Here is a 14,783-nt window from a genome sequence, read left to right as displayed (position 1 = left end):
CGCCGATCGCCGTCACGGAACGGTAACAGCGCTGCATTAATCTGCCCTACTCACCGCCCACCGACATCCGGCATGCCCAGCCTTTTCCTTTCCCGTCGCCTGCCGTCCCCGGCCGCCCTGCAGCGCTTCGCCGCACCAGCGGCGACGACGCTCGTGGCGCTCACCGGTAGCTGGCTGTTCGGCGCTCTGGCTGGCGACTTCCTGCTGCCGGCCAGCGCCCCGGTGTACATCGCCGAGCACCGCCCGCAGCCGCTCGCCGAACGCCTGGCCAGCCGCCTCGCCTTCGCCGGCAATACGCCCAGCTCTGCGGCAGCGCCGCTCAACCTGACGCTGGCCGGCATCAGCGCCTCCGCCGACGCCGGCGTGGCACGCGCGCTGATCCGCGTCGAAGGGCAACCCGGCCTGCGCCTCGTCGCCATCGGTGACGAAATCGGCAACGGCCTGCGCCTGCGTGCCATCGAAAACGATGCCGTGACCCTCGCCGGTCCCGCCGGCGACAGCCGGCTGACCCTGCCCAAACCCGCCAACCTCACGCCCACCACCGACCCCGATGACTGACCCGATCCGCCACGCCTGCCGCCTCGCCGGGCTGCTGGCCAGCCTCTGCCTGCCGCTGGCCGGCCACGCCGCGCCGCAGGAACCGCTGACCATCAACTTCGTCGGCGTCGATGTCGAATCGGCGGTGAAAGCGGTCGGCCAGGTGACCGGGCGCAATTTCGTCATCGACCCGCGCGTCAAGGGCAGCATCAACATCGTTTCGAATCGCCCGATGGCACCGGAAACCGCCTACCAGACGCTGGTCGCCGCGCTACGCCTGCAGGGCTTCGCGGTCGTCGAAGGCAAGAACGTCACGCGCATCCTGCCCGAGGCCGATGCGCGCGCCCAGCCCGGCCCGGTACGCAATACGGCGGGCAACGGCGAGGAGATCGTCACCCGCGTTTTCCAGGTACGCTACGAATCGGCGCCGCAACTGGTCAACGCGCTGAAGCCGCTGGTCGGCGCCAACCAGTCGATCACCGCCAACGCCGCCAGCAACACGCTGGTCATTTCCGAGTCGGCCGACAACCTGCGTCGCATCGAGCGCATCCTCGCCGCCATCGACGTGCCGCGCGGCGACGAACCGCAAGCCCTGGCGCTGCAGCACGTCTCGGCGCTCGAAGTGGCCCGCCACCTGCAGGTCCTGTTCGGCGCTGGCGGCAACGGCGCCTTCGCGGTCAGCGCCGACCTGCGCGGCAACCGCCTCTTCCTGCGCGCCGACAACCCGGCCTTGCTGTTGCGCGCCGCCGGCATCGCGGTGGCGATGGACAAGCCGGAGGCCGGCCTCGGCAACATCCGCGTCATTCCGCTGCGCCACGCCGACGCGACGCGCATCGCCGACACCCTGCGCGCCCTGCTCGGCACCGAGAGCGGCGCGAGCGCGAACAACGCCACGACCAGCACGCCGCTTTCCAGTTCGAGTTCGGGCGCTACCAAGACCAACACAGACGGTTCGACCGCCAAGGCCGCCGAAACCACCAGCTTCAGCAGCGGCAACAGTAACGGTAACGGGCTGGTCGCCGGCAGCATGATCCAGGCCGACGCGGCCAGCAATTCGCTGCTCATCACCGCCCCCGACAGCGTTTTCGCCAACCTGCAGAACGTTGTCGGCCTGCTCGACCGGCGCCGCGCCCAGGTGCACATCGAGGCGCTGATCGTCGAACTCTCGGCCGAGCGCGCCGCCGAGTTCGGCATCCAGTGGCAGGACCTGAGCGGGCTGTCGAACAAAAGCGTCAGCGTCATCGGCGGTACCAACTTCGGCAACAGCAGCCAGAACATCATCTCGGCCGCGACCAGCGTCGCCAACGCCGGGCGCGGCCTCAACTTCGGCATCGTCAATGGCACGATCAACGTGCCCGGCCTTGGCACCATCACCAACCTCGGCCTGCTCGCCCGTTTCCTGGAAAGCGAGGCGCAGGCCAACATCCTGTCCACGCCGAGCATCATGACGCTGGACAACGAAGAGGCGAAGATCGTCATCGGTCAGAACCTGCCCTTCATCACCGGCTCCTACAGCGCGACCAGCGGCAGCAACGCGGTGACGCCGTTCCAGACCTACGAGCGGCGCGACGTCGGGCTGACGCTCAAGGTCAAGCCGAAGATCACCGAGGGCGGCGTCGTCCATCTGCAGATCTACCAGGAAGCCTCGTCGGTGCAGACCGGCACCGCCAGCAACGCGTCCGGCCCGGTCACCAACAAGCGCTCGCTGGAATCCAGCGTGCTGGTCGACGACGGCCGGCTGATCGTCCTCGGTGGACTGATCGAAGACAAGCTGGGCAACGACGAGGAAAAGGTGCCGGTGCTCGGCGACGTGCCGGTGCTGCGCAACCTTTTCCGCTACGAAAACCGCAGCCGCAAGAAGACCAACCTGATGGTCTTCCTGCGCCCGAGCATCGTCCGCGACACGCGCGACTACCAAGCCCTGACCGAAGACCGCTACCGCGAACTGCTCGACGTCCAGGCACGGCAACGCACGCTCAATCCGCCGCCCTGGGGCGACCGTTCGACGCCGACCCTGCCGGCGCTGCCCGCGCCCGCGACGACGCCATGAGCCTGCCCCGCCTGCCCTACGCCTTCGCCCGCGCCGCCGGCATCCTGCCCGGCGAGCAGACGGACAGCGTCTTCTACCGCGCCGACGGCCCGCCGCCACTGGCCGCGCTGGCCGAACTGGCGCGTGCCGCCGACCGCCCGCTGCGCCCGCTGCCGCTGCCCGCCGACGAGTTCGAACGCCGCCTCGCCAGTGCCTATGCCAGCGGCGAGCAGAGCGCCGCCGAAGTCGCCAGCGACATCGGCCAGGATCTCGACCTCGCCCGCCTGGTCGAGGAACTGCCGCCGGTCGAGGACTTGCTCGACGCCCGCCACGACGCGCCGATCATCCGCATGATCAACGCCCTGCTCACCCAGGCGGCACGCGAGAACGCCTCCGACATCCACATCGAAGCCTACGAGCGGCAATCGGTCGTCCGCTTCCGCCTCGACGGCGTGCTGCACGATGTCGTCGCCCCGAAGCGCGCGCTGCACGCGGCGATGGTGTCGCGGATCAAGATCATGGCCGGCCTCGACATCGCCGAGAAGCGCCTGCCGCAGGACGGCCGGCTGAGCGTGCGGATCGCCGGCCGCGGCATGGACGTGCGCGTATCGACGCTGCCCGCCAGCCACGGCGAACGCGTCGTCCTGCGCCTGCTCGACAAGGACCCGCAACGTCTCGACCTCGCCCGCCTGGGCATGGCCGCCGACACGCTGGCCCGGGTCGACGGCCTGATCCGCCAGCCGCACGGCATCCTGCTCGTCACCGGGCCGACCGGTTCGGGCAAGACGACGACGCTGTACGCCGCGCTGTCCCGCCTCGACGCCCGCCGCCTCAACATCATGACGGTCGAGGACCCGGTCGAATACGACCTGCCGGGAATCGGCCAGACCCAAGTCAACCCGCGCATCGAACTCGATTTCGCCAAGGCCCTGCGCGCCATCCTGCGCCAGGACCCGGACGTCGTCATGATCGGCGAAATCCGCGACGCCGAAACCGCGCAGATTGCCGTCCAGGCCAGCCTGACCGGCCACCTGGTGCTGGCCACGCTGCACACCAACGACGCGGTGAGCGCGGCGACCCGGCTGACCGACATGGGCATCGAGCCCTTCCTGCTCTCCTCGTCCCTGCTCGGCGTCCTCGCCCAGCGCCTGGTGCGCCGCCTCTGCCCGCATTGCCGGCAACCCGGCCCGGCGGCTAGCGACGCCGGCCTGCCGGCCGAGATCGGCCGCCTCTGGCAGGCCGTCGGCTGCCCGCACTGCGCCCACACCGGCTATCTCGGCCGGCTCGGCGTCTACGAACTGCTCGAGATCGACGACGCGCTGCGCCCGCTGGTCCATCAACAAAGCGGCGAGGCTGCGCTGCGCGCGGCGGCGCGCGACCCCGCCCGTGGCGCGAGCCTGCTGCGCCTGCTGCACGAGGACGGGCAACGCTGGCTGCAGAGCGGCGAAACCTCGCTCGAAGAACTGCTGCGCGTGACGCGCGCCTGACGGAAAGCCGCCGATGCCCGCCTTCCACTACCGCGCCATTGCCCTCGACGGCCGCGAAAGCAGCGGCACCGTCGACGCCGAAAGCAGCCGCCAGGCACGCGCCAGCTTGCGCGAGCAGGGCTTGCTCGCCGTCGACCTGCAGGCGGCGCGGAGCGCCGGTACCCAGCGCAAGCTGCCGCGCCTCGGCAACACGGCGCTGATGCTGCTCACCCGCCAGTGGTCGACGCTGCTCGCTGCCGGCATCCCGGTCGAGCGGGCGCTGGCGGCGCTCGCCGAACAGAGCGACGACGCCCCGACGCGCAGCCTGCTCGGCGCCATCCGCGACGAACTGCAGGCCGGCCATCCGCTGCACCGGGCGCTGGAAAACTTTCCGCAGACCTTCAACCGCCTCTACTGCGCGCTGGTCGCCGCCGGCGAGCAGAGCGGCCAGCTCGACCAGGTCATGCAGCGCCTCGCCGACAGCCTGGAAAGCAGCGGCGCGCTGCGCCAGAAGGTGTTGCAGGCGACCATCTACCCGGTGCTCGTGGTCATCGTCGCCAGCGCCGTGATCGGCGCCCTGATGCTCTACGTCGTGCCGCAGGTGGTCGCCGTCTTCAACAGCGGCAAGCACACGCTGCCTTTCCTGACCCGGGCGCTGATCGCCGTCAGCGATCTCTTGCGCACCACCTGGCCGCTGCTCGCCGTCGTTTTCGGCGGCGGCCTGTGGGGCTTCCGCCGCGCCTGGCGCAACGAGGATTTCCGCCACGCCCGCCAGTTGCAACTGCTGCGCCTGCCGGTCCTCGGCCGCCTGCTGCAGGCGCTCGACAGCGCCCGCCTGGCGCAGACCATGGCCATCCTGGTGGCCAGCGGCGTGCCGCTGCTCGCCGCCCTCGACGCCGGTTGCGCCGTGCTCTGGCTGCTGCCGCTGCGCCGCGCGCTGGCGACGGCGAGCGGCGAAGTGCGCGAAGGCGCCAGCCTGCACCGCGCCCTCGCCCGCTCCGGGCGTTTTCCGCCGCTGCTGGTGCACATGATCGGCAGCGGCGAAGCGTCCGGGCGCCTCGGCGAAATGCTGGAAAAGGCCGCCCGCCAGCAAAGCGACGAGGTCGCCGCCCGCCTCGGCACCGCCACCGCGCTGCTCGAACCGCTGCTCATCCTGGCCATGGGCGGCATCGTCCTGGTCATCGTCCTCGCCATCCTGCAACCGATCATCGAGATCAACCAACTGCTGCATTGAACGCCATGCCCAAAACCCTTGCCCGCCAGACCGGCTTCACCCTGATCGAAGTCATGGTCGTCGTCGTCATCCTCGGCATCCTTGCCGCCCTCGTCGTCCCCAAGGTGATGAGCCGCCCCGACGAGGCGCGCCAGGTCGCCGCCCGCCAGGACATCGGCGGACTGCTGCAGGCGCTCAAGCTCTACCGCCTGGACAACCGCCGCTATCCGAGCAGCGAACAGGGCCTGCGCGCCCTGGTCGAGAAACCGGCGCAACCGCCACTGCCCGACAACTGGAAACCCGGCGGCTACGTCGAGCGCCTGCCGCTCGATCCCTGGGGCCAGCCCTACCAATACCTGAACCCCGGGCTGCGCGGCGAGATCGACGTCTTCAGCTTCGGCGCCGACGGTGTCGCGGGTGGCGAGGGCGCAGATGCGGACATCGGCAACTGGGCGCTGTGAGGCCGAGCGGGCCGGGCAGGCCGGCTTCACGCTGGTCGAGATCCTGGTCGCGCTGGCCATCGTCGCCATCCTGGCCGGCGGCGTCGCGCTGACCCTGCCCGATCCGGCGCGCACCGCCCAGCAGGCGACAGCCCAGGCCCTGCACGCGCAGGCGGCGAGCGCCGCCCGTCACGCGCGCAGCGAGGCGCAGCCGTGGGCCTGGCAGGTCGATGCCGACGGCGGACGCCTGCTGGTGGCCGCGGACGGGCGCTGGCAAGCGGCCGGCAAGCCGCTCAGCAGCAGTGGCCTGGCCGTCGGCGGACCGGAGATCGACGGCGTCCGGCGGCCGCCCGGTAGCGCCATCGTCTTTGCCGCCGTCCCGCCGATCTTCGCCGTCGACCTGCAGGGCGACGGCCGCCGCTGGCGCATCGCCGGCCAGCCGAACGGGCGGGTGACGCTGGAGCAACTACCATGAACGCCCGGGCCGGCGGCTTCACCCTGCTGGAAATCCTCGTCGCCCTCGCCATCCTCGCCCTCGCCCTGGGCGCCGCGGCGCGCGCCGGCGGGACGGCAACGGAGACGACCGGCAGCCTGCGCGAACGACTGCTCGCCGGCTGGGTGGCGGAGAACCGGCTGGCCCTGCTGCACGCCGAGCGCGCCTGGCCCGACCCGGGTAACAGTCAGGGCAACAGCCGGCTGGCCGGGCGCGATTTCGCCTGGCGCATGCAGGTGACGGCCGCCGCCCAGGGTCAGTTCCGCCGCGTCGAGATCGTCGTCCGCGCTGTCGAAGCGGCGCCCGACAGCGTCGCTGCGCGCTACACCGGCTACCTGGAGCAACCGTGAGGCAGCGCGGCTTCACGCTGATCGAGATCCTCGTCGCCGTCAGCCTGCTGGCGGTGCTCGGCGTCCTCGGTTACCGCGGCGTCGCCGCGGCCAGCGCCAACGCCGCCCACCTGAGCGGCGAAGCCGGGCGCTGGCAGGACATCGCGCTGGCCCTGGCCCGGGTCGGCGACGACAGCCGGCAGGCGATCGCCGTCGCCGGCCGCGCTGCCGACGGGCGCGAACTGCCGGCCTGGCAACTGGGCGGCCAACCGGCCCAGTTGACGCTGACCCGCGCCGTCGCTGGCGGCGAACTGCGCCGCCTGGCCTACCGCTGCCAGGCCGGCGGCCTCGAACTGCTGCTCTGGCCCGCCTACGACGCGCCGGCGCCGCGAGTCAGCCACCGCCTGCTCGCCGGAATCACTGGCTGTGAAATGAGCGTGCTCGACCACGAAAGTCGCTGGCTGGCCGTCTGGCCGCAGCGCGACGGCCGGACGCTGCCGCGCGCCCTGCGCCTGCGCCTGAGTCTGGCCGAGGGTGGCATGATCGAAAGGATCTTCGATGTCGCCGCGGCCGAATGAGCGCCAGCGCGGCGCCGCCGTCGTCGCCGCGCTGCTCGTCGTGGCCCTGGTCAGCGCGACCATGGCGACGCTGCTGACCGACCTCGACGCCTGGATCGACGACGTGGACAGCGCCCGCGACAAGGCCCAGGCCACCGAGCAGGCGCGCAACGCCGTCGCCTACGCCCGCGCCCTGCTCGCCGCCGACGGCGCCAGCAATGCCATCGACACGCTGGACGAGGACTGGGCGCGCGAACTGCCGCCGCTGCGCCACGAAGGCGCTCGCATCGGCGGTCGCATCGTCGACCTGCAGGGCCGCTTCAACCTCAACAACCTGCGCCGCGAAGACGGCCGCCTCGACCCCCAGGCGTTCGCCGCCTACCGCCGCCTGCTGGCCATTCTCGGCCTGCCCGACAAGCTGGCCAATGCGCTGGCCGAACGCCTGACCGGCACACGAGAAGGCGCCAGCGACGACGCCCCGGCGGGCGGACGACCGCTGCTCGCCTTCGGCGAACTGCAAGGCCTGGCCGGCTACGACGCCGGCGTGCTCGCCCGCCTGGCCGGAGAGGTCTGCGTCCTCGCCGGCAGCCAGCCGGTCAACGTCAATACTGCGCCAGCCGCCGTCCTTTCGGCGCTGCAGCCCGGTCTCTCGCCGGCCGCCGCGGCCAGTCTCGCCAGCGGCCGGCGCGGCCTGCCCTTCCGCGACAGCGGCGATTTCCGCAACCGCCTGGGCGACCCCGGCCTGCCCGGCAGCCTGCTGCCGATTGCCGCCGCCAGCCGCCACTTCCTGATCGAAATCGAGGTCGACCGCGACCGGGCGCGCAGCCGCGTCGCCAGTCTGGTCCGCCGCAACCCCAACGGCAAATTGCCGGAAATTGTCTGGCAAACCCTTCTATGAACCAGATCCTGACCCTGATCATCCCCTCCGGCTGGCCGCAGGAAACCCGCGCCTGCCCCTGGCAACTGCACGCCGCCGACGACCGCCTGCTGGCGCAAGGCTGCGCCGAGCCCGGCCAATGGCCGGCCGCCGGCGAAGACGACCGCTGCCGCCTGCTCCTCGCCGGCCGCCAGGTCGCCGCCCAGCCGGCCCGCCTGCCGCCGCCGCCGCAGGGCGAACGCCAGGCGGTGATCGCCGCCGCGCTCGAAGACAGCCTGCTCGAACCGGCCGAACACCTGCTGTTCGCGCTCGCCCCGACGCCGCTGGCCGATGGTCGACGCTGCGTCGCCAGCGTCAGCCGCGCCCGCCTCGCCGCCCTTTGCCAGCGCCTGCGCGAACTGGGCTGGCCGCCCGCCGCCGCCTGGCCACTGGCGCTGGCGCTGCCGACCGGGCAGGCGCTGGCACTCGCTGGCGAACTGAGCCTGCGCCAGGACGACGGCTTCATCGCTTTGCCGCTCGACGCCACGCTGCCCGAATGGCTGGACCTGCTGGCGCCCGCCGCGCCGATCCACGCCAGCACCCTCGACACTGACGCCGCACACGCCCTGGCGGCGGCGGACAAGCGCCTGCAGGCGGAAGAGCTGCCGCCCTTGCGCATCCCCGACGGCCCCGGCTTCCTGGTCGACGATTTGGCACCGCCGCGCCCCCATGTGGACTGGGTACGCCGCCTGCGGCCGGCCGTGCGCCTCGCCGCCGGCCTCGGTGCGCTACTGCTGGCGATGGCGCTCGGGCAATGGGGCTGGCACGCCTGGCAGGCACGCCAGTTACGCGGCGAAATCGCCCGCCAGTTCCATGAAATCCTGCCGCAGACACCAATGGTCGATCCCGTCCTTCAGGCACAGCGCCAGCTCGATACCCGGGCGCAGGCCGGCGGCGCCCTGGCGGCCAACGATTTCCTGGTGCTCGCCGACGCGCTCAGCGAGCTAGCGCCGGAACAACTGCCGCTGCTGGCACTGGCTTACGCCGACGGCCGCCTGCGCGTCAGCGTCGCCCACCTCGACGCCGGCGCCGCCGAGCGTCTGGCCGCCGCCGCCCGGCAGCGCGGCCTGACGCTGAGTCCGCCGGCCGGAACACCGCCCGAATTCACCCTGAGTGCCGGAGAACATCGATGAAAACCGATCTCGCCCCCGCCTGGCGGCGCCGCGCCGCCGTTTTCTGGGCCGCCCGCTCGCCGCGCGAACAGGGCATCCTGCGCCTCGCCGCCGGCGTCCTGGCCCTCGCTATCGCCGGCCAACTGCTGTGGCAACTCGAAGACGCCCGCCGCCGGCAACTGCGCCTGCTGCCGGAACTCGCCGCGCAGGCGACGCAGATGGCGGCGCTCGCCGCCGCCTGGCAAGGTCTGGCGGCGACGCCGCTCGCTCCGGTCGACGCAGCGGCGCTGCGCAGCGTCGTGCAGACACGGCTGGGCGAACTCGGACCGGAGATCGCCGCGCACTGGGAGGACGATGGCCGGCTGACGCTACGCGGCAAGGCCGCGCTGACCGCCTGGCTACGCTGGACCGCCGCCGTACACGAGGAACAACGGCTGCGCCTGGAAAGCTGCCGCATCACCGGCAGCGGCGAGACGCTGCAGATCGAGGCCAGCTATCGGGCCGCCGGCAAAGCGTCATGAGAGGCGGCCGCCTGGTGCTCGCGCTGCTCTGCCTGCTCCTGATCCTCGCGCAGTTGCCGGCCCACCTCGCCGCTCGCCTGCTCGCTGCGGCCTGTGCCGAGCAGTGCCGACTGGTGGCAACGAGCGGCACGCTGTGGCAAGGCCAGGGGCAGTTGTACGTCGCCAGCGGCAAGGACTGGTACGCCCTCGGCCAGCTCGCCTGGCAACTACCGGCCGGCGACGCGCTGGCCAGCGCCCGCCTGGAACAGGGCAAGCTCGTCTGGTCCGCCGCCGACCGCATCGACCTCGACGGCATCAGCCTGCCGGCTGCCGCGCTGTTCTCCCAGCCGGCGCTCGACCTGCCGCTCGGTAGTTGGCAGGGAACGCTGCAACTGCGCGCCACCCGGCTGCAGTGGGCGCCAACTTCCTCGCTGCCGCGGGCGAGCGGCGAATTGCACTGGCTGGGCGCGGCGAGCGGTCTGCTTGCCGGGCGCCCGCTCGGCGACTATCGCCTGGACTGGACCTGGGACGGCCAGGCGGCAAGCGCCGTCGTCAGCGGCGGCCGCCCCGGCGAAATCCGTGTCGACGGCCGCATCGAGCCGGCGCGAGTACACGGCAAGCTCGAACTGCAGGGGGCCGCCGGCACCGCGCTCGCCCCCTACCTGCGCCTGCTACCGGCCGTCAGTGGCGGCGGAGATGGCTACTACACGGTCGATTACCGCTGGCGCTGAAATAGCGCGGTCATCGGCACGTCATCTTTGCTATCGATAATCATCGGCGTTTTCCTCCAACCCATAACGAGACCACGCTCATGTCCGAAATCCTGACCAAGCATCACCCCGCGTCGCCGAATGGCTGCGACGACGTCTGCCACAACGAATCCGGCAACACCGAATTTGCCAGCGTCCTCAACGCCCGTCTGTCGCGCCGCAACCTGCTCAAGGGCGGGTTCGGGCTGGCTGCCGGCAGCTTCATGAGCTTCGGCCTGACCGGTTGTCTGAGCAGCGGCGGTGGCAGCAATAACGACAATGCCTTCAAGCTTGGCTTCAGCGCTGTCGCCAAGGGCATCGACGATGCGCTGCGCATCCCGGCCGGCTACAGCTTCAGCGCCCTCTACCGTCTCGGCGACCCGCTCAACGCCAGCACCGGCGCCTACGCCAACGACGGCAGCGACAGTGCCGCCAGCTTCCAGTTCCGCGCCGGCGACCACCACGACGGCATGGCCTACTTCGGCCTCAACGCTGCCGGCCTGGCCAAGGACCTGAGCAACAACGCGCGTGGCCTGCTGTGCATGAACCACGAGAACATCACGCAGATCTTCCTGCACACCGCTGCCGAAGTCGGCGCCGGCTTCAACAACAGCGCCCGCGTTCCGGCGCAGATCGACAAGGAAGTCAACGCGCACGGCATTTCGGTGATCGAAGTGCTCAAGGGCTCGTCTTTCTCGATCAACCAGCTTTCCGGTTTCAACCGCCGCTACACCGCGCTCAGCAATATGGAAATCAGCGGTCCGGCCGCTGGCGACGACCTGCTGGTCACTGCCTACTCGACTGCCGGCAGCGCCACCCGCGGCACGCTGAACAACTGCGCCAACGGCGTCACCCCGTGGGGCACCTATCTGACCTGCGAGGAAAACTGGGCCGGCTACTTCAAGCGCCCGGCCAGCAGCACGCTGAGCGCCAAGGCCGCCGCCGCGCAGAACCGCTACATCGGCAGCAGCGCCAGCAACGGCAGCTACGGCTGGGCCAACCCGGCCGGCGGTGATACCAGCGGCACCGGCCAGTACGACCGCTGGAACATCACGCCGACCGGCGCCAGCGCAGCCAACGATTACCGCAATGCCGCCAACACCATGGGCTGGGTGGTCGAGATCGATCCCTTCGCCCCCGGCGCGACGCCGCGCAAGCGTACCGCCATGGGCCGCTTCGGCCACGAAGGCGCGATGCCGGCCAAGGCGGTCGCCGGCAAGCCGCTGGTCTACTACATGGGCGACGACGCCCAAGGCGAATACATCTACAAGTACGTCTCCAACGCCAACTGGGACGCCGCTGACGCCAATGGCGGCCTGACCGCCGGCAACAAGTACCTGGACGACGGCAAGCTCTACGTCGCCACCTTCAACGCCGACGGCTCGGGCACGTGGACCGAACTGACCATCACCAACGCGGCGATTGCCGCTGCTACCTACGGCTTCGCCGACCAGGCCGATGTCTGCATCAACTGCCGCCTGGCCGCCGACGCCGTCGGCGCGACGCCGATGGACCGCCCGGAATGGACCGGCGTCCACCCCGTCACTGGCGACATCTACATCACGCTGACCAACAACAGCAAGCGCGGCTCGACCAGCCTGACCACCGGTGGCAAGTCCTACGGCCTGGACGCCGCCAACCCGCGCTACTACGACGACGGCGAAGGCGGCAAGGGTAACCCCAACGGCCACATCGTGCGCATCCACGAAACCGGCGGCGACCACGCGGCGACCACCTTCGCCTGGGACGTCTACCTGTTCGGCGCCGAGAATGATCAGTTCGGCAACGCCTCGATCAACATCTCCGGCCTCACCGACGACAACGACTTCTCCAGCCCGGACGGCCTCTGGTTCAGCCAGGCGGTTCCCGGCCTGATGTGGCTGCAGACCGACGACGGCGCCTACACCGACGTCACCAACTGCATGATGCTGGCAGCACTGCCCGGCAAGCATGGCGACGGCGGACCGGTCAATGTCACCAGCGCCGCCGTGCCGAGCAATGCCAACGCCGACCAGACGGTCACCACCCAGGCCGGTGCCGATGCCACGGCAGCCACCCTGCGCCGCTTCCTGGTCGGCCCGAAGGGCTGCGAAATCACCGGCATCACCGAAACGCCGGACGGCAAGACGCTGTTCGTCAATATCCAGCACCCGGGCGAACGCACCACCGCCGCCGACATCGCCACGCCGGCGAACTTCCAGAGCCACTGGCCGGAAGGCGGCAATGCCCGGCCGCGCTCGACGACCGTCGTCATCACCAAGGACGACGGCGGCATCGTCGGCGCCTGATCCTCTCTGGCAATACTTTCCGCCCGCCTCATCGGCGGGCTTTTTTTTCAAGAAGGGAAGAAAATCATGCAAAAAACCCGCATCGCCCTCGCCTGCGCCCTCCTCTTCAGCCTTGCCGGCTGTCTCGGTAGCGACGGCGGCTCGAGCAGCGTCAGCGGCCGTTTCCTTGACGCCGCGGTGAGCGGCATCGACTGGGCGGCCTCGCGCTCCGGCAAGAGCGGCACGACTGGCGACGACGGCCGCTTCGAATGCCGCACGGGCGACACCGTCAGCTTCTCGCTGGCCGACATCGAACTCGGCAACGCTGCCTGCGCCGCCACCGTCACCCCGCTCGAACTGGCCGGCGTCGCCACCTGGAGCGAGAGCACCCAGGGCGTCAACAACCGCCTGCTGTTGCTGCAAATCCTCGACGACGACGACAACCCGGCCAACGGCATCCGCATCACGCCGGCGGTGATCGTCGCGCTGGCCGGCAAGACCATCGACTTCACCCTCGCCGCCGGCGATTTCCGGACCGCGCTGGCCGCCCTGCTGCCAGCCGGCGTCAATGACGCCTTCGGTCAGCCCTACGCCGCCCGCGTCCCGAACGACGAACGCGAAGCGCTCGCCCGCGAGCACTTCGAAGGCACCCTGGCAACCGCGCTCGGCCAGGGCGAAACTTCGTCGCAGGCGCAAGCCAGCGCCGGCGGTACGATCGCCGTCACGAAGTACACGCTCGCCGCGGCAGACGCCCTGCACGTCGCCTACCCGGGCAGCAACGCTGCCATCGCCGCCGATTTTCCGCATGGTTTCTTCCCCGCTGCCGGTTCCGGTCTCGCCTTCAAGGGCAAGGCCAGCGACGGCACGCTGAGCTTCTACGGCATCACCGACCGCGGCCCCAACGGCGACGCGCCGGCCACGGTCAGCAACCCGGACGGCAAGGCGAGCAAGGTCTTTCCCTCACCCGACTTCGTACCGTCGATCGCCACCATCGTCATCGACCGCGACGGCGCCCGCATCGACCAGTTGCTGACGCTGAAGACCGCCGCCGGCACGCCGATCAGCGGCCGCCCGGTACCGGCCGGCGCGGTCGGCAACTCGGGCGAGATTCCGCTCACCGACGCCTTCACCTACGACGCCACGCGCGCCGGCTACGACAGCAACGGCCTCGACCCGGAAAGCCTGATCTACGACAGCGCCAACGGCGTCTTCTGGACCTCCGACGAGTACGGCCCCTTCATCGCCAAGATCGACGCGGCGACCGGCAAGATCGTCCAGAAATACCAGCCAGGCACTGCCGCCGGCGACCTGCCGGCGGTGCTCGCCCATCGTCGCGCCAACCGCGGCATGGAAGGCCTGACCATGAGCGGCGGCGTCCTGCACGGTTTCCTGCAGAGCCCGATCGATCCGTTCGACGCCAAGGGCAAGTCGATCGAGGCGGTCGACATCAGCGACCTCGACGAGGACGGCAAGACCAGCGACAAGGTCAAGGTCAAGGACTTCGCCCGTTTCGCCCGCTGGCTCGCCTTCGACCCGGCGACCGGCACTTCCCACCTCTACGCCTACCCGCTCGATTACGCGATTGCCGGCGAAAAGTGGTCCAAGAACCGGAGCGGCAGCGCCAAACTGGGCGATGTCGTGGCCCTGGGCAACAACCGCTTCCTGGTCATCGAACAGGGCGCCGACGCCAACGGTGCGGTCCGCAACTTCCTGATGCTGGTCGAACTGCCGGCCAACGCGACCGATATCGCGGGCGACGGTTACGGTCTGGAAATGAACAGCATCGACGGCAGCACGCTGACCGACACCACGCGTAGCTGGGCCAGCGTCGTGCCGCTGCGCAAGCGCCTGCTGGTCGATCTCAACGCACTCGGCTGGAAGGCCGAGAAGGCCGAGGGGCTGACCCTGGTCGACGGGCAGACGATCGGGCTGATCAACGACAACGATTTCGGCCTGCGCTCGATCCTGGTCGACGCCGCCGGCAACGAAGTCGATGGCAGCCCGGAGGACTGCACGCTCGACGCCTCGACCGGCGTCCTGAGCAACTGCCCGAACGGCGCCACTGGCGCCCGCGTCACCCGCGGCAAGGCATCCGAGCGACCGACCCGGCTGTGGCTGCTGAAGCTGCCGCAAGCCTTGAGCAGCTACACGATGAACTGAAGCCGCCGACAGAGC

The 14,783-nt window shown here is 70.5% G+C and carries 14 protein-coding genes; all 14 read left to right on the top strand.

The genetic code is table 11. From position 1 onward, the window contains the following. The first annotated feature begins 72 nt into the window (after nucleotides 1-72). The 14 genes from ACLIIZ_RS02180 to ACLIIZ_RS02115 all read left to right on the top strand — a co-directional run bounded on the left by ACLIIZ_RS02180 (nucleotide 73) and on the right by ACLIIZ_RS02115 (nucleotide 14,768). Entirely contained in the window at nucleotides 73-558 is a 486-nt protein-coding gene (locus tag ACLIIZ_RS02180; RefSeq protein ID WP_416690559.1) for a type II secretion system protein N, read from the top strand. Then, on the top strand, nucleotides 551-2,587 hold the full coding sequence (gene gspD, locus ACLIIZ_RS02175) for a type II secretion system secretin GspD (protein WP_416690558.1): 2,037 nt from the start codon (nucleotides 551-553) through the stop codon (nucleotides 2,585-2,587). Before ACLIIZ_RS02180 ends, gspD begins: the two co-directional genes overlap by 8 nt. Next, on the top strand, nucleotides 2,584-4,053 hold the full coding sequence (gene gspE / locus ACLIIZ_RS02170) for a type II secretion system ATPase GspE (RefSeq protein ID WP_416690557.1): 1,470 nt from the start codon (nucleotides 2,584-2,586) through the stop codon (nucleotides 4,051-4,053). The genes gspD and gspE overlap by 4 nt, the downstream gene beginning before the upstream one ends. A gap of 13 nt (nucleotides 4,054-4,066) precedes the next feature. Then, nucleotides 4,067-5,266, top strand: coding sequence for a type II secretion system inner membrane protein GspF (gene gspF / locus ACLIIZ_RS02165; protein WP_416690556.1), 1,200 nt, complete (start codon nucleotides 4,067-4,069; stop codon nucleotides 5,264-5,266). A gap of 5 nt (nucleotides 5,267-5,271) precedes the next feature. After that, a complete protein-coding gene (gspG, locus tag ACLIIZ_RS02160) occupies nucleotides 5,272-5,706 on the top strand; it encodes a type II secretion system major pseudopilin GspG (RefSeq protein WP_416690555.1) in 435 nt (144 codons plus the stop codon). Then, complete coding sequence (locus ACLIIZ_RS02155) at nucleotides 5,678-6,160, top strand: type II secretion system protein (protein ID WP_416690554.1); 483 nt, start codon at nucleotides 5,678-5,680, stop codon at nucleotides 6,158-6,160. Before gspG ends, ACLIIZ_RS02155 begins: the two co-directional genes overlap by 29 nt. Continuing rightward, nucleotides 6,157-6,528 (top strand): type II secretion system minor pseudopilin GspI, encoded by a 372-nt coding sequence (gene gspI / locus ACLIIZ_RS02150; protein WP_416690553.1) that lies wholly within the window; start codon nucleotides 6,157-6,159, stop codon nucleotides 6,526-6,528. The genes ACLIIZ_RS02155 and gspI overlap by 4 nt, the downstream gene beginning before the upstream one ends. Then, a complete protein-coding gene (locus ACLIIZ_RS02145; protein WP_416690552.1) occupies nucleotides 6,525-7,085 on the top strand; it encodes a type II secretion system protein GspJ in 561 nt (186 codons plus the stop codon). Before gspI ends, ACLIIZ_RS02145 begins: the two co-directional genes overlap by 4 nt. Then, the gene (gene gspK / locus ACLIIZ_RS02140) at nucleotides 7,066-7,962 is read left to right on the top strand and encodes a type II secretion system minor pseudopilin GspK (protein WP_416690551.1); all 897 of its coding nucleotides are present in this window, start codon (nucleotides 7,066-7,068) and stop codon (nucleotides 7,960-7,962) included. Before ACLIIZ_RS02145 ends, gspK begins: the two co-directional genes overlap by 20 nt. Next, nucleotides 7,959-9,113, top strand: a complete 1,155-nt coding sequence (gspL, locus tag ACLIIZ_RS02135) for a type II secretion system protein GspL (protein ID WP_416690550.1) — start codon at nucleotides 7,959-7,961, stop codon at nucleotides 9,111-9,113. Before gspK ends, gspL begins: the two co-directional genes overlap by 4 nt. Continuing rightward, a complete protein-coding gene (gspM, locus tag ACLIIZ_RS02130) occupies nucleotides 9,110-9,613 on the top strand; it encodes a type II secretion system protein GspM (protein WP_416690549.1) in 504 nt (167 codons plus the stop codon). Before gspL ends, gspM begins: the two co-directional genes overlap by 4 nt. After that, complete coding sequence (locus ACLIIZ_RS02125) at nucleotides 9,610-10,323, top strand: hypothetical protein (protein ID WP_416690548.1); 714 nt, start codon at nucleotides 9,610-9,612, stop codon at nucleotides 10,321-10,323. Before gspM ends, ACLIIZ_RS02125 begins: the two co-directional genes overlap by 4 nt. 80 nt (nucleotides 10,324-10,403) lie before the next feature. After that, nucleotides 10,404-12,629, top strand: coding sequence for a PhoX family protein (locus ACLIIZ_RS02120; protein ID WP_416690547.1), 2,226 nt, complete (start codon nucleotides 10,404-10,406; stop codon nucleotides 12,627-12,629). A 66-nt stretch (nucleotides 12,630-12,695) separates the two neighbouring features. Continuing rightward, nucleotides 12,696-14,768 carry an esterase-like activity of phytase family protein gene (locus tag ACLIIZ_RS02115; protein WP_416690546.1) on the top strand — a complete coding sequence of 691 codons (2,073 nt, stop codon included), beginning with the start codon at nucleotides 12,696-12,698 and terminating at the stop codon, nucleotides 14,766-14,768. Nucleotides 14,769-14,783: the final 15 nt, after the last annotated feature.

It is taken from the genome of Azonexus caeni, assembly GCF_048146105.1.
GTDB classification, from domain to species: Bacteria; Pseudomonadota; Gammaproteobacteria; order Burkholderiales; family Rhodocyclaceae; genus Azonexus; species Azonexus aromaticus_B.
Note: the sequence above shows the minus strand (reverse complement) of the source record. Positions and strands in the feature narration are given on the sequence as shown.